This window comes from Streptomyces sp. NPDC057486 (assembly GCF_042802415.1).
Lineage (GTDB): Bacteria > Actinomycetota > Actinomycetes > Streptomycetales > Streptomycetaceae > Streptomyces > Streptomyces yanii.
The window spans coordinates 1-20,142 of sequence record NZ_JBHVEE010000029.1 but is presented as its reverse complement, the minus strand read 5'-3'; the positions used below and the strand labels follow the sequence as shown (position 1 = coordinate 20,142).

Sequence of the window (20,142 nt, the reverse complement as noted above, 5' to 3'; positions counted from 1 at the left end):
AACGTTCTTCCCTGATCGTGTCACCGTCATGCGCCCGTGCGTCCGCGGGCGCTGCGGCCCATGGTGCTGAGGTGACGGTGTGCCGGACGCGGTCCGGCCGTCGGCGGGACCGGGGCGGTGCGGCCCCGTGGGCGGAGGACAGAGGGGGTCAGTACATGGACATCCCGCCGTTGACTGCGGCCGTGGTGCCTGTCATGAAGGCGTTGTCCTCGCCGGTGTAGAAGGCGACCGCTTGGGCGACGTCGGCCGGGTGTGCCAGGCGGCCCAGGGGAGTAGCGGCCACCTGCCGCCTCTTGTGCGCATCGTCGAGCACATCCGCCATGCGGGTGTCCTCCACCGGACCGGGCGCGACAACGTTGACCGTGATGCCCCGCGGGCCCACTTCCTGGGCGACGTACCGGGCGAACTGCTCCAGTGCGGCCTTGGCCGTGCCCAGTGCGATCATGCCCTCCCGGGGCCGACGGCTGAGGCCTGTACCGAGGTAGATGATGCGTCCCCAGCCCTGTTCGGTCATGCCGGGCAGGACGGCCTTGGTGACCGCGAACGCCGCGCGCATCTCGGCGTCGAGCTTGCCGCCCAGTTCCTCCCACGTCATGTCCTGAAACGACTTGACCGCATACGGGATGAGCGCGTTGTGCACGAGCACGTCGATGCCGCCCCATGTTGCCTGGACCTGCTCGAGCAGGCTCTCGATCGCCGCTGCCTCGCGCACGTCGGCCTGCACGGCCATGGCCTGGCCGCCTGCGGCCTCGATGTCGGCGACGACGTCCTCGGCTGCCTTGCTGCTGCGGAGGTAGTTGACCACCACCCGCATCCCTCGCGCGGCCAGAAGACGCGCGGTGGCCGCACCGATTCCGCTGCTGGCCCCTGTCACCAGTGCCACCCTGCCGGTTGCCTCAGTCATGCCGCTCATCCCTCTGTCCCGACCGGCTCGATCGGTAGGTGTGGAGGGAGAAGACCCCCGCAAGACCGACGGCGTCACGTGCCGAGGGCCGGGAGCGAGTTTCGGATTCCCCCATAAAGCCGCAGATTACGGGCAGAACTGCAGGAATTGGCGAGTGGTTGCGGGAATCTCACGCTCCCGTGGGACGCCTCGAACACGGGACGGGCCTTGCCTGCCGGCTTGCCCCGGTCACGCTTGTAGTGGCCGCCCTGGAACCCGGGCGTACTCCAGCCATGTGGAGGAGCCCGACAGCCACCCCCAACGGACGATCGCTTGAATCGGCTTCGGGAGGGCTCCGGAGACTCACCCGAATGAGACATCTCAATGTGTCCGGAGAACTGTCCCATGCGGGCTCGTACCGTCAGCGCCTCAACGCGGAATGGGTGAACAGGGATCGGACTCCCTCTACCGGCCCGCGGGTGCCGGCGGCCGGCCGGCGGGGCGTGAGGTGCCCGGGCGGGGCGTCGGGCGTGAGTGCCGGGACGAGGCACGGCGGGTGCCAGGGTTCACACTCCCTGGCACCCGCCGCGGTTCAGCCCGGTCGATCCGCCCTACCGTTCCCGGCGACTCATGCGGTGCCGCGCTGCAGGTAGGCGCGGTCCACCGTCTGCCGGACGGTGTTGCCGGCCTCGTCCTTCGCGGTCACGCGCAGCGTCACGTACGCGTCGCCGTGCACCTGAGCCGGTCGCTCCACGGTGGCGGTGAACCCGCTGCCCTTGCGGGCCGTGGTGGCAGTGGTCCAGGTGCGTCCGTCGTCGTAGGACGTCTCGACCTTCAGCGTCACGCCGCGCGGCGCCGCCATGCCGTCCTGCATCCGGACGTTCAGGCCGAGAGTGTGCCTGCGCTGCGAGCCCACCGCGTTCCGGGCGTCGACAGGTACGGCGTAGTCGACTTGGAGCAGTGGCAGCAGTGCCGGGCCGGCCGCGGTGTCCGAGCGGAACGTCCACGACGTGTGCGTGCCGGTACCGAAGTGCCAGTCGGCCGAGGTACGAACGGTCGTCAGGTCCAGCCGGTAGTCGGCCTTGCCCGCGGGCACCTCGAAGTTGCCCCACGCGCCTTGGTCGGACTCGGCGATCGGCTTCCCGTTCCGGTACAGCGTCGCCGCGGCCGTGTCGCTCTCCGCGGACGCCGTGACGCCGGTGCCGACGCCGCCACCGAAGGGGTCGACCTCCGCGAACGACCAGTGGCCGGCGCCGGAGTCGTTGAACTCCGGAACGTACACGGACAGGGTGTCGCCGTTGCGCACCGACGGCAGGTGCCCACCACGCGGGATCGACGGGCGGACCACCGCTCCGAACCAACGCTCCGTGGCGCGCTCGCCCGGCCGGTAGGTGCGCGGGTCGTCGTGCATGCCGGCCTGCAACGGGAAGTCGGGGAAGTCGATGACATTGTGGTGCACGACATGCTTCCACAGCGTGTCACCGCCGGTCACGTACTCGACGCGTTCCTGTCCCGCCGGAACGTGGCGTGTGTACTGGTTCCACGCGGTGTCCTGGTACGGCCGCCACCCGAAACGCTGTTCGCTCGCCCAGGACGAGGCACCGGTGCGGGTGTACGTGCTGCGGACCACCGCGCTCTCGCGCTCGGAGACGGTGTACACCAGCCGCTTGGGTACGGAGCCCTTGGACACCTGCATCACGTCGTACAGGTACGGGCTGCGGACCGTGCCGGAGAACTCCACCGTCGTGGTCCGCTCGCCGGCGCGCTTGAGCACCGCGGTGCCTTCCGCCGTGCCGGCGCGCATGGTGGGCAGCGCCATCCGGTCGCCGGTTAGGCTCCACCGCGTCCAGGGGTAGGAGCCGTCCTCCATGACCAGCATCAGTGCCTCGGCCCCGGCGTCCGCCGCGGCCTGCGCGAGCGCCCGGTCGTCGGAGAAGTCCCAGCGGACGACGGCCAGCTTGCCGCGTACGTGTGCGGCGCGAAGCTCGGCGCTCGTGCCCTTGCCGGCGTCCACGGCGGTCAGTCGTGCTCCCTTGTCGCTGAAGGGCGGGGAGGTATTCACGTAATACGGGCTGAAGCCCAGCGACGTACCGGAGACCTTCGCCCGCAGCTGCGGGGCCACCATCTGCCAGCGCGAGGAGAACTCGAAGTCGCCGTCGGTGACCGCAGCAGTGGGGCTGACGTAGATCCGCTTGGCGATGTCGAAGAACATCACGCCCTGGATCAGGCCGTTGCCGTCGATCTTCCGGTACGTCTGGTAGCTGAGCACACCGCGCTGCTCGGCAGGGCGGGGCGTGCGGATCTGCACCGGGGTGGTGTCGGCGGCGTTGAGCGTCACTGACATGTCCCTGGTGACCTTCACCTCCGGGTTGACCACCTCGCGCAACTCCTGGCCGTCGGCCGCCGTGTCCAGCGTGCCGAAGCTGAGCTGGTAGGTGCCCTCCTCCACTTCGGCGACGGCCGGCTCCATGCTCGTGTAGTTCACGAAGCCGTCGGCACCCCAGATCACCGGAGTGGCGCCCTCGATGACCTTGCCGTCGCGGTCGCGGGCGACCACGGTGAGCTTGTGCACCGGGGCGTGCACGTTCAGAGCCACAGTGGTGTGGGCGAGCACGGTGCCGTCGGCAGATGTGGCGGTGACGTAGCCGTAGTACGTGCCGCGGACGGCGTTCGCCGCGTCGGTGTGCAGCGGTACATCGGCCGTGGCGCCGGGGGCCAGCTGCACGGTGCGGGAGCCGAGGGTGACCGCGCCGTCGGCGAGGGCGCGCCCGGTGTTGGTGGCCAGGGTGGCGGCCAGGGAGAGCGTCACCGGCTTGCCGCCGGTGTTGGTGTAGCGGACGGTGGCCGTCTGGCCCCCTGCGCCGCCGGCCTCAAGGGGCGCGAGGGTGACGCTGCCGGTGGCCGTGACAGGGCCCATGGCCGTGGCCAGGTCGATGCGGCCGCCGCCCTGCTCGGTCACCTTGGTGCCGGGCACCGTGTGGGAGGTGCTGATGAGGGCGTCCTTGAGCTGCTGGGCGCCCCAGTCGGGGTGCTGCTGGGCCAGCAGCGCGGCGGCACCGGCGACATGCGGGGTCGCCATCGAAGTGCCCGATGCGGAGGTGTAGTTGGCATCGACCGGGGTGCCCATGGCGGTGCCGGACGCGCGGGCGGCGACGATGCCGACCCCGGGTGCGGTCACGTCGGGCTTGACCGCCTTGTCCCCCTGCCGCGGGCCGCGGCTGGAGAAGGGGGCGAGGGAGTCGTCACGGTCGACGGCCCCGACGGTCAGCGCGGCGTCGGCCGCTCCCGGAGAACCGACGGTGGAGGGGCCCGGGCCCGCGTTGCCCGCGGCGACCACGAAGAGCGTGTCGGTGGACGCGGTCAAGGCGTTGACGGCCTGGCTCATCGGGTCGGTGCCGTCGGTTTCGGCGTCCGAACCGAGGCTCATGTTGACGACCTTGGCGTGCTCGGCGGCAGCCCACTCCATGCCGTCGATGACGGAAGACTCCGAGCCGTAGCCGTCATCGCCCAGCACCTTGCCTATCAGCAGGTCGGCGCGGGGCGCGACACCGCGCCGGGTGCCCGACGACGCGGCGCCCGTGCCGCCGACGGTTGAGGCGACGTGCGTGCCGTGGCCGAAGTGATCGTCCGTGCTCGGGCTGCCGGAGAAGTCTTTCGCCTCCGCGATGCGACCGGCCAGGTCGGGGTGGCCCGCGTCGACACCGGTGTCCAGCACGGCCACCTTCACGCCCTGGCCCTCGTAGCCGGCCTTCCAAGCGGTGGGCGCGTTTATCTGCGCGGTGCTGCGGTCCAGCACGGCCTTCACCTTGCCGTCCAGCGAGACTCGCGGAGCCACCGCGGCACGGGCGGCGTCCGACTTTCCGCCGGGGTTCAGCGTCTTCCAGAAGCGGCCCAGGTCGTCGTCGGCGACCCGCAGCGACCGCGCGTCGAGGCTCTCCAGCCTACGGGCGGGCGTCGCGGCCGCCTTGAACGCCACCAGCCGGTCGGCAGTGGCCGAGGCGGCCTTCGCCGCCTGCGAGCTGACCCTGGCCCCGACCCGTGACGGCTCCGAGGAGACGATCAGCGGAAGCGTGGAGGCGTGGGCCTCGTCGAAGCCATCGGCGATCAGGGCCGTCACGTTGAAGAGCCGACGGTCCAGTGTGCCGGCGGACACCAACGCCTCGGCGTCGAACGGCAGCACGGTCAGCGCCTTGTCGTCCCCCTCCAGCGTCCGGAAGGGGATGTGCTCGCGCCCGGGTCCGGGCTGGACCGACGCGGTGCGCCGTCCGCCGGGCAGCGATGTCACGGTCACCCGGTCACCGGTCACCAGCCGTACGGTCGCGGCCCGAGCTCCCGGCACGGCGGCTCGAGTGGCGGTCCCGGTGTCAGCCGTCCGCGTCGCGGCGCCGGCCGGCAGGCCTCCGGCAACCACCATCAATCCTGTCGATACAGCCGCCGTCAAGCGGATCCATCTCATCAGCGAAAGACCTTTCGTGCAGCTGGGGGTCACAACCTGTCCGAAAGAATCGGCTGATGAAGCCGCACGTGTCACTGACCTCACGTGTCGCACCTGCGACATGTCCCAACGGCGACACGCCACGCCGGCCGTTCGCCGGATGTTCGCCGTCGGCCCCACGGCCCACGGCCCACGGCCCACGGCCAGGGACAGCCCTCGACGAGTCGCCCGAGGGCGATCTTCTCGGGCATGGCGACAGGCGTGACGGGCACCGGCCGCACTGGCCGACAGTGCTCGAACTCGACCTGCTCGACGGGGTCCTCGACGGGGTCAGGCAGCCCGGCCGTAGCCGTCGGATCACGGGGGAGCGCTCGTGGAAGCGCCGGATGTACCCGGTCAGGTACGGCGAGAGAGGAGCGGCGGACGCGTCCGACAGCTTTCGCCGGCCCTCGCCCGCGTCGCGGCGCATTGCCCGGACACGGAGGTCGTGTACGAGATCGTTCCTCGAGGGTCACTGGCTGGCGGGCACGGCCTGACGACATGAAGGCCGGCCGAGCGACGGCCCGTCAGCTGAGTCGCGTCGGCAACCAGGGGGGCCCTGTACGGTCGAGGCCGACCGTGTTGCCGTCATAGGAGATCACTGCATGCCTGCCACCTTCTCCTCGACCGCGGCCCGTGACCACGGAATGCTGGACGTCGGCGACGGCAACCTTGTGTACTGGGAGGAGCGCGGGAACCCGGATGGCAAGCCGGCACTCATCGTGCACGGTGGCCCAGGCAGCGGGAGCCCGTCCGGAACTCCCAAGGCGTTCGATCCGGAGCGCTACCGGATCATCCTGTTCGATCAGCGGGGCTGCGGACGCAGCACTCCGCATGCGAGCGATCCCGCCACAGACATGGATCTCAACACCACGGAGCACCTGCTGCGCGACATGGAGCGCTTGCGCGCGTACCTGGGAGTGGAGCGGTGGTTGGTTTTCGGCGGGTCGTGGGGGTCGGAGCTGTCGGTCGCCTACGCCCAACGTCATCCGGAACGGGTGTCGGAGATGGTGCTGCCCGCGTTCTGGACGATGGGCCGGTCGGAGGTCGACTGGCTGTACCGCGGCGGGGTCGCGCGACTCTTCCCCGAGCAGTGGGAGCGGTTCGGGCACGGCGTGCCCGAGGGCGAGCGCGGCGGTGATCTGGTCTCCGCCCATGGAAAGCTTCTGGAGCACCCCGACCCGGGCGTGCGAACGCAGGCGGCCCTCGGCTGGGCCGCCTGGGAGGACACGGTCCTCTCCCTGGAGCCCAACGGCAGGCCGACTCCTTACAGTGGCCGCGCGTCGGACGCACTGGTGGCGTTCGCGCGGATATGTGCCCACTACGCTGCCAATGACGGCTGGTTGGAGAATGGCGCACTGCTGCGCGGCGCCGGGCGCCTGGCCGGAATCCCCGGCGTGATCATCCATGGCCGACATGATCTGAGCTGTCCGCTCGACGCCGCCTGGGACTTCAGCCGGGCCTGGCCGGGCTCGGAACTGCTGGTCCTCGACGACGCCGGACACCAGGGCAGCCCCGCGATGAGCGAGCAGGTGCGGCGCGCACTGGAACGATTTGCTGAGCGATGACGGGAGAGCGCGCAATCGAGTGGCGCCTCGACGTGGCCGGCCGAGCGGCCGCTGAGGGGTCGGGGTAGGGCCGGACGGTACGTGCAGGCCAGGCGCCGAGTGCAGGAGCCGGCTGTTTCGACGGGCATCGGCCGCACCCACGGCTTCACCCCGTGAGCCGATGCACCTCCAGCCCTTGCCGCGCCGAGGCTGTCGTTCCCCGCGCCCGTCCCAGCCTCCGTAGGCCCGCGGAGGGACGAGTCGCTCGACGACGTCCCTTCTGCGTTTCCTTCCCGAGGGCGGAACCCGCGCGGGAATGATTCAAGCTTCAACGAAGTTCGAACAGGGGGCGCGGAACTCATCGACTCCCCGCGTCTCGGAATACCTCGGGCGCCAGGCGTCTGAACCGCTGAACGAATGCTCGCGCAGTGAACGGAGAACGTGATGGCCGGTATACAGGGAGTGAGCTGGAGCGAGCGGCGGCAATATGCGAGCCGCCTCTTCGAGTCCCAGCGTTACCGTGCGGCCTCCCGAGTTCTCACCGACCTCGTTGCCGCGGCACCCCGCAACCTCGACCTGCGGATGCTCCTCGCCCGTTCGTACTACTACACGGCGCAGCTCTCCCTGGCCGAGGCGGAGCTGCGTCACGTCCTGCGTGACGAGCCCGCCCACGCCTCTGCCCACCTCGCTCTCGCCCGCGTCCTCGAGCGCCGGCATCGCTGCTCCGAGGCGGCTCCCCACATGAGGATTGCGGACACGATGACCGCACGCGATCTTCTGGCCCTCAGGCACTCCCGCAGTTCCTTCCCCCGACTGGCTGCCTGAGGCCGCTCCTGGCCGCCGGCCGCCATTGTGCGCCGCCCGGGCGAGTCAGGCCTTCCACTGCGGGGACGGAGACGGCACCTCCATGCGTGGACGGGGTCGACGATGCGACGATTCCGCGTCGTCAGGCGTGGGGCCGGTGGCCCAGCGCCCGGACGATCTGCCCCGCGTTTTTGTAGCGCTCGTCCCTGGGCAGTTCGCGCACCGCATCGACCAGAGTGTCCGGAGCATGCTCCTTCGACAAGGTCTGCACGAGTGACGCACGGTTGCCCGGGAAGGCCGTGCGATTGAGGTGGCGCGCCAGATCGGACCTCAGGGCCTCAGCCGCCTTCTCGGCACGCATCCGGTCCCTTGCCTCGCCGGGCGGGGGCACGGGGCCACCCGCGTCCACTCGCACGTCGTCGTCGGCTGCCGGCTCGGGATCGTAGGTCTCCTCGGCATGGGTGGAGTGGCCGGACCTGAGATAGCCCTGCAGTTCGTGCTTCCTCGCATCGTCCTTGTGCGGACTGACCTGGTTGCTTCCTCGCTCCATGGTGGAACACCTTCCCTGTGTGCGGTGATGCTGCCGGACGGTCAGCCGACGGACAGGGCTTCGGGCAGGTCCCCAACGGCCGGATCCGGCAGCGCCCGGCCGGGCCGGGCCCGTGGCCGCTTCCTCAACCATCGAGGTGTCGACACACCAGCAGGCGTGCCTCGTCCACCGCCTCTTCCGGACGGTCCCCGACGTGCTCCTGCACGCTGCTCCGGTCCTGCGTGTACTGCTGACGGGCAGTCGAGGCCGGCGACTTCGGATCGAGGTCGTCGTGCCGTTGCCCGTGGGCGCGCAGATCGCGCTCCGCCGCCCCCTTGTGCCGGCTCGGCCCCTCGTCGTGTGGGGGCTGGGATGGCTTCGGCATCTTGGTCATGTCCTGACCTCGCTGTCCAGAGTTCGAGCTCAGGCGGCTCTCTGCACACCTTTCGAGGGTAGTCGAAATCACCCATCTGCGCGTATGAGGCCACTCAGGGCGCGTTGCGGCCCTTCCCCGTCGGCTGCTGTCGGGTTGAGCCGCTGCCGCCGCCTGGGCGGGAAGGGCCGCTTCGCGCAGGGGGCCGCCACCGGCGTTGTCGCTCTGCGATCACCGGCGGGTCCCGACCGTTCCCGTTGCCGCCCATGAGGAACCGCACCCGGAAGGCGAACACTGCCCGACCGCCGAGAGGGGCTCCTGGTCCCCAAGGGGGCCACGAGGACCCCGCCCATGGACGGTGGACACGAGCCGACCCCGCTGTGGACGTCGGGTCGTAGGATGTTTGACCATGGGAGACGCTCCGCACGAGGTCAACGCATGGCGCCAGGGGCGCAACCCGCAGCGCCGGAGAATCGGGGTGCTCGGCTGGGCCTTGCTGGTCCTGCTGATAGTCGCGCTGTTCACCCTGGGGCCCCGCTGACTCATGACCCCGCGATGAGGCCGGCCCAGCACGGCAAGGCCCACCTCACCTGAGGCACGATCACGCTCATGACCCAGCGCCCGGCCAGGAAGTTCCCAAGGCCCGATCAGGCTTGGCGGCTGGTGGGAAAGCGATGCCTTGTCGAAGGGGACGCGGGTCAGCCGCCGCTCGGACGGTGACCTCGACGGCGTGGGCGGACTCCCGTGCGGCGGGACGGTTCGCTGCGGTGCCCGCTGAACAACAGTTCCCCGGGCATTCACGGTGCCCTCACGTCTGGGCTTCGTACGGGCTGGAACTGCGGCTTAGCGTCACAGGGTCCCGTTCGTCCGATGCACATGAGGTTCACATGTCCCTCCGGCATGCAGTTGCCGCGCTGGCCGTCGTACCCGCGCTCGTGCTCCCCACGACGGCCCACGCGGCCACGACTCACAACGGCCACGTCCCGCCCCAGCAGACCCACTTCGACCTCCAGGCCCACCGCGGCGGCATCGGCATGACCACCGAGGAGTCCCTGGAGGGCTTCGCCAAGGCCCTGCGCCTCGGAGTGACCACCTTGGAGCTGGACACCCAGATCACCAAGGACCAGAAGGTCGTCGTCAACCACGACCGGCAGATCAGCGCCCAGAAGTGCAAGGACACCGGGCCGGTGACGCCGGGCGACCCGATGTACCCGTACGTCGGGAAGTACATCAAGGACCTGACGCTGGCCCAGATCAGGACCATGGACTGCGGCTACCAGCAGTTGCCCGGCTTTCCCGAGCAGGAGCAGGTCAAGGGCTTCCGGATGGTGGAGCTCAAGGACGTCCTCGATCTCGTGAAGAGTTACAACGCCAAGCAGGTCAAGCTCAACATCGAGACCAAGGTCGAGGCGGGCGCGCCGGAGCAGACGGCGCCGCGCGAGCTGTTCGTCCGCCGCGTCCACGAGGAGATCCACCGCTCGGGGATCGAGCGGCAGGTCACCATCCAGTCCTTCGACTGGGGCGCGCTGAAGGAGATGCACAAGCTCGCGCCGTCCTACCCGCTGGTGGCGCTGACCAACTACGACTTCCTTCAGGTCGGCAAGCCCGGCGCCTCCCCGTGGCTGGGAGGCATCGACGTCGACGACTACGACGGCGACTTCGTCAAGGCCGCCTCTGCTGTCCCGGGTGTCACCGCGCTCTCCCCCAATTACGGCTTCCCGCAGAACGGCACCGTCGCGGACCCGAACTTCCGCTTCTACCCCGACGAGAAGATGATCTCCGAGGCGCATGCCCGCGGCCTGAAGATCATCCCGTGGACCTGTGACGACAAGGCCACGGTCGAGACGCTGATGGACATGGGCGTCGACGGCATCATCACCAACTACCCCAACCACGTGCGGGAGATCATGGCCGAACGCGGCATGCGCCTGCCCAAGGCCTACCCCGCGCCGCAAGACCACTGACGAGTGGCGGCGCGCCACAGGCACATACGTCCCCGGAGCACCGTGTGCTCCGGGGACGTACGCCGTCATGGGGGCGTGAGCCGTTACAGGGAGACAGCGCCACTGCTCGGCACAGGGCGGCCACCGCGTTCTGTGTCGTGACCGAGCCTCGGCAAGCCGAGTCCCGCGGCAGGTGCTTGCCGGCAATGTCCGTGTGCAGCATGGACAGGACGCCCCGGCACACCCGTCGGTCCGTATGTGCCGGGCCTCAGGAGTCGGGCCGCCAGCCCAGGGTCGGCCCGAGAACGGTGGAGATGTCGGTGAGGATCTGGACGTAGTCGTCGTGGTCGAAGGTGAACGGCAGAGCGAACGCGACCTCGTCGACCTCCCGGAAGGCGGCGTCCGCGTAGAGCCTTTCGGCGATCTCGGCGGAGGGCCCGACGAGATCGGGCGCGAACATCATGCGCGCCGGTCCCTGCGGCTGAGCGGTACGCGGCAGTCGCGTGCGGGCGTACTCCTCGTACTTCGCGCGCTGCTCCGGCGAGGCGGAATCGGTCGGAACGACGACGAGCCCCTGCGAGACCCGGGCGCGGTCGCCGTCGGGGTGATGGGCGCGGAACGTCCGGATGTGCGAGAGCTGGATCTCGCCGAAGTCCTCGGACTTCTCCGCCTTCACGACGCTGCTGGTGAGGAAGTTCATGCCATGCGCACCCGCCCACTCGGCCGATCGCAGGCTGGCGCCGCCGTACCACATACGGCTGCCCAGGCCGGCGGACTGAGGCTGGACGCGGTCGGAGAACACCTCGAAGCCCTCGACGCCGCTGAAGTCGGTCGCGGGTGCGCCGCGCACGAAGTCCAGCAGCCGACGGACCCGCTCGTAGCTGAAGTCCTCGGCATCGGCGGTGCCGGGGTAGAGCGCCTCCCGCACCTTGGCGAAGTGCATCGGCGGGCCCACGCTGACCCCCGGATTGAGGCGGCCCCCGGACAGGATGTCGACCGTCGCAAGATCCTCGGCAAGACGCAGGGGGTTCTCCCAGCCCAGCGGAATGACCGCGGTGCCCAGCTGGATACGACTGGTGCGCTGGGAGGCCGCTGCCAACAGGGCGACGGGGGAGGAGATGCCGTACTGCAGATGCCGGTGCCGCACCCACGCACTGTCGAAGCCCAGCCGCTCACCCAGCTCGATGATCTCCAGCGTCGACTCGTGCCCGCGGCGGGGCTCAGCGGCGTCGAACAACCCGATGGTCAGGAACCCCAACTTCCGCAGGGGCTCGGAGATCGGCGGCACAGGGTCCCTCCATCGTCCACGGCAGGCGCGAATCACCCACGGGTACGACAACATCGTTGCGGGAACGGGCATTCCGGGTCGGGCGGTGTCTTGGCCCTTCCCGTGCGAACTCGGGCGACCGGCCCGGCAGTCGCGCATGTAAGCGGCCGCGACTCGGGTCCAAGTCGTCGCAGACCGCGACGATGCCCTGTGGCTCCCGGTCCGACACGTTCTCCAGAGTCTCCAGGGCCTGCGGTTCGATCCCGCGGACGAAGTCGATGATCGCCAGGTTCGGCCCCGCGTGCACCAGTGGCACTCGGGCCTTGAGGCCGGTAGCGGTGAAGGCAGGCGCCTCGTCTCAGGCGCCGGCCTTCACAGCGAAATCGACGTCTGCGGTGTTGACCGTGCCCGCGGTCCGGCCGGGAGCCGTGTGGTATTTCCAGTACAGGTTCGTGTGGGCGATGACCTTGTCGGGTGTCGGCGCTCCGTACTGGGACAAGTCCTCCGTGGTGTGGGCGTCGCCGACCAGCGTCGCGTCGTAGCCGCGGGTGATCGCGCCGTGGAGCGTCGAGCGGATGCACTCGTCGGTCTGCGCGCCGGCGACGAAGAGCCGGCTGATGCCGCGCGCGGCGAGTACCGCACCGCCATGTGTTGTCCGCCGGCCTGTGGCGGCGGTATCGCGATCGGCGCCGTCTGCGCCGCCGTCGTGGTGGCGCTGCGCAGGCAGTTGTACGACCCGCGCGGTGCAGAGTTTGGGCGGCACCCTGGGTGAGCGCGAACGCGCAGGGAGTCAGTGCGTCAGAAGAGCGTGCCGCGCCCTCGGAGTGGGGCCGGAGCCTTCGCTGCCATTTCCGTCGGACGAGCTGATCTGCGGTCCTTCACATGGGCGTCGTGGGTGCTGCGTTCGTCGCGGGCGGACCGCGAAGGGATGCGGTATGCCTGGAGTGTGGATTCCTGGAGCGGTCGCTTGTCACTGCACCAGCACGGACCGTATTCGAAGGCACTGCTGGCCGTGCCGTTCGGTCTGGTTGGCCTGGTGACCGCCGTCGACGTCCTGGTACCGCCTGAGGTCCACGTCGGTCCGTCCCTCGTCGCGGCGCCGGCCGTGACGGCCTCCTTCGCCGGTCTCCGCATGACTGCTTTCGTCGGTGCGGTTGCCGTACTTGCACAGGCGCTGGTAGCTGTCATGCGCACCGACTTCACCGACCTCAATCACACGTACCAGATCATCGCGCTCTTCCTGATCTCTGCGTTCGCCGCCTTCCTCGCCGGTCTGAGGGAGCGAAGCGATCAGCGGCTCAATCAGCTGCGCTCGGTCGCCGAGGCGGCCCAGCACGTGGTGATGCGCCCCCTGCCCGTACGGAGCGGTCCCTTGCACATTGCCTCGGTCTATCTGGCTGCAGAGGACGAGGCGCAGCTGGGCGGCGACCTGTATGCGCAGGCACGCGCCGGCGACGGAACCCGGATGATCGTCGGAGATGTGCGAGGCAGGGGCCTCGATGCCATCGGCGAGGCTGCCGATGTGCTCGGTGCTTTTCGTGCACTGGCCCACAAGGACACCGAGTTGTCCGAACTGGCGGCTCTCCTGGACACGGGTGTCGCAGCCAATACGGCTGACACACACCAGGAGCGAGCAGAGACCGCTGACGGGTCGGAGACGTTTGTCACCGCAGTGGTGATCGAAGTCCCTGACGCATCTCGCGAGATCCACCTGATCAGTTGCGGACATCCGCCGCCTCTTCTGCTCCGTGGCGACCTGGTGATCCCGCTGGAGGCACGAGAGCCTTCGCCGCCTCTGGGACTCGGAAATCTGCTGGCTGCGAGCTCCACGACCGACACGTTCACGTTCGATGTCGGTGACGTCCTGCTCCTGTACACCGATGGTGTCATCGAAGCCCGTGACCCTTCAGGAGTCTTCTACTCCTTGCCGCAAGCGGTCTCCGCCTGCCTCTCCAGGAATCCGGAATCCCTGCTGGCGCACCTGAAGGTCGATCTTCAGCGTCATGCAGGCGGTCACCTGAGCGACGATGCGGCCATGGTCGCCATCGAACGCCTGGACGTGACGGCCGCGCCCGAGGTCGTGAGGCGCTGTCCTGACGACAGACGGCAACCGGATCAGGCATCTCCTGGTTGGACGGAATTCGATCACTGAGCCTCTGCCGGCCGAGGTTCTGTGCAGGCGAATGGAATCTCTGCACAACATGACGAAGCTCCCGGTGGACGGGTTCTCGACCGAGACCACCCCTATCTGTCGGCAGCTTCGTGTGCCGACCGGACCGCAGCACGAGTGTGGGCCGAGCTCCGTCGCGTCCGCTCCACCCCCGCCCAGGTCCGCCCATGACCCCGGGGCCGTCCCCACCCACGGGGCCGCCACTGCGGCAGGTGCCGCTCTAAGCGGGGTGACCGATGTCTTCGGTGGCGGGGGTTTTCGGGCGGCGTACGGCGAGGGCCGAGATGTCGTCGTTGAGGTTTCCGTTGCTGTGCCGGAGGAGATCCCCGTGAAGCCGGTCGATCAACTCGCGGGGCGTGTCAGGGCTTTGCCGCCGCATCCAGTCAGGCAGCGGGAAGAACTCGCCGGTACGGTCCCGGGTCTCCGTGACACCGTCGGTGTAGAGCAGCAGTTGGTCGCCCGGGGCGAAGTCGACGGTTTCGATGCTGTAGTCGTCTCCGAGAAGCGCCGCGAGGTTGAGGGGCGGCGAGGGGGTGGAGGGGTCCAGGACGTGGATCTCCCCGTGGTGCATGAGCAACGGCGGGGGGTGCCCGCAGTTGAGGAGCCTGACGTGGTCGGCGCCGTGCGGGATCTCGGCGAGCAGGGCGGTGGCGAAGCGCTCCGGCAGGTCCTGGGAGGGGTGCGCGGCGCTGTGGCGGGCAGTGCTGGTCTCCAGGCGGTGGATGATGCCTCTCAGGTCGGGCTCGTCGTATGCGGCTTCCCTGAAGCAGTTGACCACCGCCGAGGCTGCCCCTACCGCGGACAGGCCCTTGCCGCGTACGTCGCCGATGAGAAGCCGGACCCCGTACAGTGTGTCGGCCGCCTCGTAGAAGTCGCCGCCGATCCTTGCCTGCGCCTGGGCCGCCAGATAGAGCGACTCGATCTCGACTCCTCCGATGCTGCGTGGCAGGGGGCGCAGCAACACCTTCTGCGCTGTGTCGGCGACGATGCGGATGTGGAAGAGCGCCTCCTCCCGCTGGATTCTGATGTGGCTTGAGTATGCGGCCGCTGCCGTGACCGCGACGATCGCAGCCCCTGTGTACGCCGTCCCCAGGTCGGCGTAGATGAGGCCGAGACCGATCATGATCACGAGGCAGAGTGCCCCCAACAGGGCAGTGGGGAGCACGGGCCAGAAGGAGGCGGCGAGAGCGGGGGCGGCGGGCAGGAGGCGGCTGAAGGCGACCTCTCTCGGTGTGGCGAACGCCAGGCCGGCGATGAAGGCAGTCAGGATCACTGGTGACAGCAGCGCAGATTCCCACGGGCCGCCGTAGCGAGGAGGACGGCGTCGCAGCCGTTGGAGCGTGATCACAAAACGCAGCATATCCGGGCAAACTTCCAACGACCTCCGACGGGCGGGGGAGACCGTTCTCCCCGCGGCCGGTCGCTGTGCGAGGCCCGCGCCTCCGGGGCGACCGACGCGCCCCCTCACCGGTACCGCGCACCTACACGGGAAGGGGTTGCTCGGCCCAGATGGTCTTGCCCGTGCCGGTATGCCGCATTCCCCAGCGCTCGGTCAGCTGGGCGACCAGCATGAGGCCTCGTCCGCCCTCGTCAAAGATGCGGGCACGGCGCAGGTGCGGTGCGGTGCTGCTGGCGTCGGAGACCTCGCAGATCAGTGTCCGTTCCTTGATCAGCCGCAGCTGAATGGGCGCGGCAGCGTAGCGGATCGCGTTGGTCACAAGCTCGCTGACCACGAGTTCGGTGACGTAGGACAGGTCGTCCAGCCCCCAGGCGTGCAGTTGGGCGGTCGTCCGAGAGCGGGCTTCGGCCACAAAGGCCGGATCGGCGGGAAGGTCCCAGACGGCGATGTGCCCGCTGTCCAGGGCACGGGTACGGGCGACGAGCAGCGCGACATCATCGGCGGGCCGTTCGGCGAGCAGAGCATCGAGCACGTGGTCGCAGGTGGTCTCCAAGGACGGAGCCGTGTCCGCGAGGGCCGTGCGCAGAGCGTGTAGGCCGGCGTCGACATCGCGATGGCGTGCCAGGACAAGGCCGTCGGTATAGAGGGACAGGAGACTGCCTTCGGGCAGTTCGCGTTCAACGGATTCGAAGGGCAGCCCGCCCAGGCCGAGCGGCGGGCCGGTGGGCAGTTCGAGGATCTCCACCTTGCCGTCAGGGGTCACCAGAGCGGGCCAGAGGTGGCCGGCGCTGGCGAGTGAGCACTTGCGGGAGGTGGGGTCGTAGACCGCGTACAGGCAGGTGGCTCCGAGTTCTCCGAAGGGCGCCCCGGCTCCGGACTCGGGCCCGGATCCGAGCCGGACGACGAGGTCGTCCAGATGCGCAAGCAGCTCGTCCGGGGCCAGATCGACGTCGGCGAGGGCGCGTACGGCGGTGCGAAGGCGCCCCATGGCGGCGGAGGCGTGGATCCCGTGACCGACCACATCGCCGACAACGAGGGCGACGCGGGCGCCGGAGAGCGGGATCACGTCGAACCAGTCACCGCCGACACCGACCTTCGAGTCTGCGGGCAAGTAGCGGCTGGCCACGTCGACAGCGGACTGCTCGGGAATCTCCTGCGGCAGAAGGCTGTGCTGGAGGGCCAGAGTCGTGGTGTGTTCGCGCGTGTAGCGGCGGGCGTTGTCGAGGCAGACTGCGGCGCGCGCCACAAGCTCCTCGGCGATCTGCAGGTCCTCCTGCCCGTACGGCCCGGCGGACGGATCCAGACGGACGAAGAGCACAACGCCGAGGTTGGTGCCGCGGCCGCGCAGCGGCACCGTCATCAGCGAGTGCGCGCCGTGCTGACTCACCCAGGCGGTTCGGTCCGGGTCGTGGGCCAGCCAGCGGGTGATCTCGGGCTCGCCGATCTGGTGCACGGTGCCGCGACCGGTGGTCAGGCAGCGAGCAACCGGAGAGAACTCCGGGTAGCGGGACGACGCGCCGACCGTGACGACGGCCTTCACATCGGGGCGGACAGCTGCGCGCCGCAGCAGCAAGGGACCGTGGAGAGGGACCGCCGGAGGCTCCTCGCCGTGCAGCACGGCGTCGAGGAGATCGACCGAGACGAAGTCCGAGAGGGCGGGCACGGCCACGTCGGCCAGTTCCTGGGCGGTGCGGGCCACGTCCAGGCTGCTGCCGATACGCCTGCTGGCGTCATCGAGCAGCGCCAGACGCTCGCGGGCCGCGAACTGTTCGGAGAAGTCGAGGGCGGCCAACTGCACGCCGTGCACCAGCCCGAGGGAGTCCTTGAGCGGGGTGAAGTGGATGATCCAGGGGTGAGCTTGTGCCTCTCCTGGCACCTTCACGTAGTTCTCGATGTGCTCGGACTCACCGGTCCGCAACACGCGATCGAGGGCCCGTTCCGGGGCCCGGAAGCCAGGATCGGACATGTGCTCGGTGATCCGGAGCCCGCGAAGATCCTGCTCCGAGGCGGCGAGCTGCTTGGTCATGGGTTTGTTGGCCCGCAGGAGTCGGCCCTCGGTGTCGTAGATCGCCAGGGCGAACGGGGACTGGTAGAACGACCAGCAGAGCAGAGAGTCCGTGGCGCGGTCCACCTCCTCCGCCACCGGGACGCCCTCCAGCAGCCAACTGGCTCGCCCGTCACCCGTGGGCAGCGGACGCGCCCGCAACCGGCACTCGACCGCGCTGCCGTCCCGGTGGCGGAGTACCACCTGCCCGGTCCAGTCCTCCTGCCGATTCCAACGCTCACGAACGCCGGTGGGGAGGGGCGATGCAAGCAGCGCTGCCGCTCGTCGGCCGACGGCCTCATCGGCGGAGTATCCGAGCAACTGTTCCGCACCGGCGCTCCAGCTGGTCAGCGTCCCATCCGGAGCCGCCATGGCAAGAGCCGAGGCGGAGGTGAGGGAGTCACGAGGCATGCTCGCCGATGTATCCATGGCTGTCCGTCCCGCCTTCGAGTCCACTGCTGATTCAAGGATCTCTCGGTCCTGCCGTCAGATCGCGTCAAACGGGGCCGCACGCGCCGGGCGCGGAGAATCGGACTCCGGGGAACCCAGGGAGTCGAACGACGGTGACCATCCGTAGTGATTGCCGACAGGCGATCGACGGCCGGTATCGCGCTGATCAGCGCGCGAGCCGATGCCGCCGTGCCGCGCCCGCTCCGCGGCGTCGGGCAGGAAGGCGGGTCGAGTGCCCTCCGCCGGACGTGTCGGGCTTTCACTCGTGCGGGAGCCCCGGCGGAGGCTCCTGCGGGCCGCGTTCGCCGACGGGGATCACGGGTCAAAGGTTTTGGCGTGTTCACGAACAGGTGAAAGACGGCTCACCCTCGCCCGTGACGGCCTCCTGGCTGGACCTATGGGACCTCGTCGGCATCGGCGACGACGGCCACGTCGTGGTCGACCCCTTGCTGCTGGGCCGTTGGCGGCAGCGGTTCTCGCACGACGCCGGCGATGACCGTGCTCACGACCTTGTGGACGGCTCCGGCCTCCGGCGGGGTGCCTTCGCGGTCGGCGAAGAGCAGGTGCCCGGCGCCGATCAGCGTGGGGGCGAGTGTGTGGACGTCGGCGTCGGGGGCGATGCGTCCCCGTTCACGCTCGATGGTGAGGTAGGAGGCGATCATGGCCGTAGCTTCCGCCAGCATCGGCACGCCGGTCGGAGTGGCCTGGCGCAGCCGGGCTCGCAGGTCGTCCCGCGAGATGATGAGGCCGACGATCGCCACGGCGACCGACTCGAACAGGGTTGTCAGCGCGCCGGTGAGGTTGCCGGCCACGGTGTCGGCCCCGGCGGAGTTGCGCAAGGCAGAGGCCTGGTTGTCGATCCGGGCGATCCGGTCCAGCACAAGCTCGGCGAGGAAGGCGTCGAAGTCGGCGAAGTGCCGGTGCAGGACCCCCTTGGCGCAGCCTGCCTCCGTGGTGACCGCCCGGCTGGTCAGCGCGTTCGGCCCGTCCCGGAGCAGGACACGCTCGGCGGCGTCGAACAGTTGCTCGCGCGCGTTGCGGATGGCTACCCCTGTCGGCACCGTGCGTCTCTGCTTTCGCTCGCTGGGCCTGCCCGGTTGACGGGTGGGCATGTGCCCACTAGTAATGGGCGCATGCCCACTATACCGCCGGCTCGAGCGTGCCCTTCCGGGAGCGAGCCTCATCAGTACCGGCAGGCAGCGGAGTCGTTCGGCACGGACGCCGAACGGTACGACCGGGCCCGGCCCCGCTATCCCGACGCCATGGTGGACCGGATCGTCGCCGGCAGCCCAGGCCCCGACGTCCTCGACGTCGGCTGTGGTACCGGAATCGCCGCCCGGCAGTTCCAGGCAGCCGGCTGCAGGGTGCTCGGGGTCGAGCCCGACGCGCGGATGGCCGACCTGGCGCGGCGTCTCGGGGTCGAGGTTGACGTGGCGACGTTCGAAGCCTGGGACCCGGTCGGCCGGTCATTCGATGCGGTCGTCGCCGGCCAGGCCTGGCACTGGATCGACCCCCTCGCCGGGGCGGCCAAGGCCGCGCAGGTGCTGCGCCCCGGCGGACGGCTGGCGGCATTGTGGAACGTCTTTCAGCTTCCGCCCGTCGTGGCGGGAGCCGTTGCCGCGGTCTGCCGCCGGGTGATGCCCGACTCGCCGTTCAACTTCCAGGAGATGACGAGGCCGGCCCTGGACGGGTACCAGGTGCTGTTCACCAAGGCCGCAGACGGGATCCGCGAGGTGTGCGGGTTCAGCGAACCGGAGCAGTGGCGATTCGACTGGGAGTGGTCCTACACCCGGGACACATGGCTGGATCAGATGCCTACCCAGGGTGCCTTCACCCGGCTCCCATCGGACAGGCTGGCGGAGGTGCTGGAGGGTGTCGGGGCGGCCATCGACTCGATGGGCGGCAGCTTCACGATGCGTTACGCGACGGTGGCGGTCTCCGTGGTGCGAACCGGCGCCGCCTGAACCGGCTTTACGGCCTGTCCGCGGCCGACGGGACGCCGGCCCGGACCATGATCCGGCCGGCCCGGGCTCGGGAGCTACGCATGTTCAGCCGAACATCCGCAGCTCCAGTCCCGAGCAGGGCAGGGAGGGGCGAGGTCAAGGACATGGTCCCTCCTGCCCTGCCGCTGAGCAGCCTCACTCCCGAGCAGTCGACGGACCCTCTCCCCGAGGATCCGCCGAGCCGTCACCGACGCCCGAGCCGGCCGGAACCGCCGAGGTACGGCGCCGCGGTCGCCTACCCCAGGAACGCCTCGGT

General features: G+C 69.6%; 14 protein-coding genes and 2 pseudogenes. 6 read left to right on the top strand and 10 right to left on the bottom strand.

The window, feature by feature from the left end:
• Positions 1-148: 148 nt before the first annotated feature.
• Together ACFU6I_RS16245 and ACFU6I_RS16240 are read right to left on the bottom strand one after the other, a co-directional pair.
• Positions 149-904, bottom strand: coding sequence for an SDR family NAD(P)-dependent oxidoreductase (locus tag ACFU6I_RS16245; protein WP_384366410.1), 756 nt, complete (start codon positions 902-904; stop codon positions 149-151).
• Positions 905-1,511: 607 nt separating this feature from the next.
• Complete coding sequence (locus tag ACFU6I_RS16240; RefSeq protein ID WP_384366407.1) at positions 1,512-5,339, bottom strand: S8 family serine peptidase; 3,828 nt, start codon at positions 5,337-5,339, stop codon at positions 1,512-1,514.
• 623 nt (positions 5,340-5,962) lie between these two features.
• Here ACFU6I_RS16240 and pip point away from each other — a divergent pair.
• Together pip and ACFU6I_RS16230 are read left to right on the top strand one after the other, a co-directional pair.
• Positions 5,963-6,925, top strand: coding sequence for a prolyl aminopeptidase (pip, locus tag ACFU6I_RS16235; protein ID WP_384366404.1), 963 nt, complete (start codon positions 5,963-5,965; stop codon positions 6,923-6,925).
• 423 nt (positions 6,926-7,348) lie between these two features.
• Positions 7,349-7,729 (top strand): tetratricopeptide repeat protein, encoded by a 381-nt coding sequence (locus ACFU6I_RS16230; RefSeq protein WP_384366401.1) that lies wholly within the window; start codon positions 7,349-7,351, stop codon positions 7,727-7,729.
• A gap of 121 nt (positions 7,730-7,850) precedes the next feature.
• On the opposite strand, the gene ACFU6I_RS16225 is transcribed toward ACFU6I_RS16230, so the two are convergent.
• Positions 7,851-8,258, bottom strand: a complete 408-nt coding sequence (locus ACFU6I_RS16225; RefSeq protein ID WP_384366398.1) for a DUF2795 domain-containing protein — start codon at positions 8,256-8,258, stop codon at positions 7,851-7,853.
• A gap of 124 nt (positions 8,259-8,382) precedes the next feature.
• On the bottom strand, positions 8,383-8,631 hold the full coding sequence (locus ACFU6I_RS16220; protein ID WP_384366395.1) for a hypothetical protein: 249 nt from the start codon (positions 8,629-8,631) through the stop codon (positions 8,383-8,385).
• Positions 8,632-9,019: 388 nt separating this feature from the next.
• Between ACFU6I_RS16220 and ACFU6I_RS16215 the strand changes: the two genes are divergently transcribed.
• Together ACFU6I_RS16215 and ACFU6I_RS16210 are read left to right on the top strand one after the other, a co-directional pair.
• Complete coding sequence (locus ACFU6I_RS16215; protein WP_384366392.1) at positions 9,020-9,151, top strand: hypothetical protein; 132 nt, start codon at positions 9,020-9,022, stop codon at positions 9,149-9,151.
• Between the two features lie 346 nt (positions 9,152-9,497).
• Entirely contained in the window at positions 9,498-10,574 is a 1,077-nt protein-coding gene (locus ACFU6I_RS16210) for a glycerophosphodiester phosphodiesterase family protein (protein WP_384366389.1), read from the top strand.
• Positions 10,575-10,821: 247 nt separating this feature from the next.
• Here the strand turns inward: ACFU6I_RS16210 and ACFU6I_RS16205 are convergent, their stop codons facing one another.
• The 3 genes and pseudogenes from ACFU6I_RS16205 to ACFU6I_RS16195 form a co-directional block, all read right to left on the bottom strand.
• The gene (locus ACFU6I_RS16205; RefSeq protein ID WP_384366386.1) at positions 10,822-11,841 is read right to left on the bottom strand and encodes an LLM class flavin-dependent oxidoreductase; all 1,020 of its coding nucleotides are present in this window, start codon (positions 11,839-11,841) and stop codon (positions 10,822-10,824) included.
• A gap of 148 nt (positions 11,842-11,989) precedes the next feature.
• Positions 11,990-12,163 (bottom strand): annotated as a pseudogene (locus ACFU6I_RS16200) (AraC family transcriptional regulator); the annotation flags it as partial.
• Between the two features lie 15 nt (positions 12,164-12,178).
• Positions 12,179-12,457 (bottom strand): annotated as a pseudogene (locus ACFU6I_RS16195) (isochorismatase family protein); the annotation flags it as partial.
• A 330-nt stretch (positions 12,458-12,787) separates the two neighbouring features.
• On the opposite strand from ACFU6I_RS16195, the gene ACFU6I_RS16190 reads away from it, so the two are divergent.
• Positions 12,788-13,972: a PP2C family protein-serine/threonine phosphatase gene (locus tag ACFU6I_RS16190; protein ID WP_384366383.1), complete on the top strand. Its 1,185-nt coding sequence runs from the start codon at positions 12,788-12,790 to the stop codon at positions 13,970-13,972.
• Positions 13,973-14,210: 238 nt separating this feature from the next.
• Here the strand turns inward: ACFU6I_RS16190 and ACFU6I_RS16185 are convergent, their stop codons facing one another.
• The 3 genes from ACFU6I_RS16185 to ACFU6I_RS16175 form a co-directional block, all read right to left on the bottom strand.
• Positions 14,211-15,263: a PP2C family protein-serine/threonine phosphatase gene (locus ACFU6I_RS16185; RefSeq protein ID WP_384366559.1), complete on the bottom strand. Its 1,053-nt coding sequence runs from the start codon at positions 15,261-15,263 to the stop codon at positions 14,211-14,213.
• Between the two features lie 208 nt (positions 15,264-15,471).
• The gene (locus tag ACFU6I_RS16180; RefSeq protein ID WP_384366380.1) at positions 15,472-17,844 is read right to left on the bottom strand and encodes a SpoIIE family protein phosphatase; all 2,373 of its coding nucleotides are present in this window, start codon (positions 17,842-17,844) and stop codon (positions 15,472-15,474) included.
• Positions 17,845-18,278: 434 nt separating this feature from the next.
• Positions 18,279-18,944: a TetR/AcrR family transcriptional regulator gene (locus tag ACFU6I_RS16175; protein ID WP_384366377.1), complete on the bottom strand. Its 666-nt coding sequence runs from the start codon at positions 18,942-18,944 to the stop codon at positions 18,279-18,281.
• 72 nt (positions 18,945-19,016) lie between these two features.
• On the opposite strand from ACFU6I_RS16175, the gene ACFU6I_RS16170 reads away from it, so the two are divergent.
• The gene (locus tag ACFU6I_RS16170) at positions 19,017-19,847 is read left to right on the top strand and encodes a class I SAM-dependent methyltransferase (protein WP_384366374.1); all 831 of its coding nucleotides are present in this window, start codon (positions 19,017-19,019) and stop codon (positions 19,845-19,847) included.
• Positions 19,848-20,142 lie beyond the last annotated feature (295 nt).

What these genes read in the sequence shown, in the direction of transcription:
- ACFU6I_RS16215 (WP_384366392.1), top strand. Translation starts at nt 9,020, where the DNA reads ATGGGAGACGCTCCGCACGAGGTCAACGCATGGCGCCAGGGGCGCAAC.
- ACFU6I_RS16225 (WP_384366398.1), bottom strand. Translation starts at nt 8,258, where the DNA reads ATGGAGCGAGGAAGCAACCAGGTCAGTCCGCACAAGGACGATGCGAGG.
- ACFU6I_RS16240 (WP_384366407.1), bottom strand. Translation starts at nt 5,339, where the DNA reads ATGAGATGGATCCGCTTGACGGCGGCTGTATCGACAGGATTGATGGTG.
- ACFU6I_RS16170 (WP_384366374.1), top strand. Translation starts at nt 19,017, where the DNA reads ATGCCCACTATACCGCCGGCTCGAGCGTGCCCTTCCGGGAGCGAGCCT.
- ACFU6I_RS16245 (WP_384366410.1), bottom strand. Translation starts at nt 904, where the DNA reads ATGACTGAGGCAACCGGCAGGGTGGCACTGGTGACAGGGGCCAGCAGC.
- ACFU6I_RS16220 (WP_384366395.1), bottom strand. Translation starts at nt 8,631, where the DNA reads ATGACCAAGATGCCGAAGCCATCCCAGCCCCCACACGACGAGGGGCCG.
- pip (WP_384366404.1), top strand. Translation starts at nt 5,963, where the DNA reads ATGCCTGCCACCTTCTCCTCGACCGCGGCCCGTGACCACGGAATGCTG.
- ACFU6I_RS16180 (WP_384366380.1), bottom strand. Translation starts at nt 17,844, where the DNA reads ATGCCTCGTGACTCCCTCACCTCCGCCTCGGCTCTTGCCATGGCGGCT.
- ACFU6I_RS16210 (WP_384366389.1), top strand. Translation starts at nt 9,498, where the DNA reads ATGTCCCTCCGGCATGCAGTTGCCGCGCTGGCCGTCGTACCCGCGCTC.
- ACFU6I_RS16230 (WP_384366401.1), top strand. Translation starts at nt 7,349, where the DNA reads ATGGCCGGTATACAGGGAGTGAGCTGGAGCGAGCGGCGGCAATATGCG.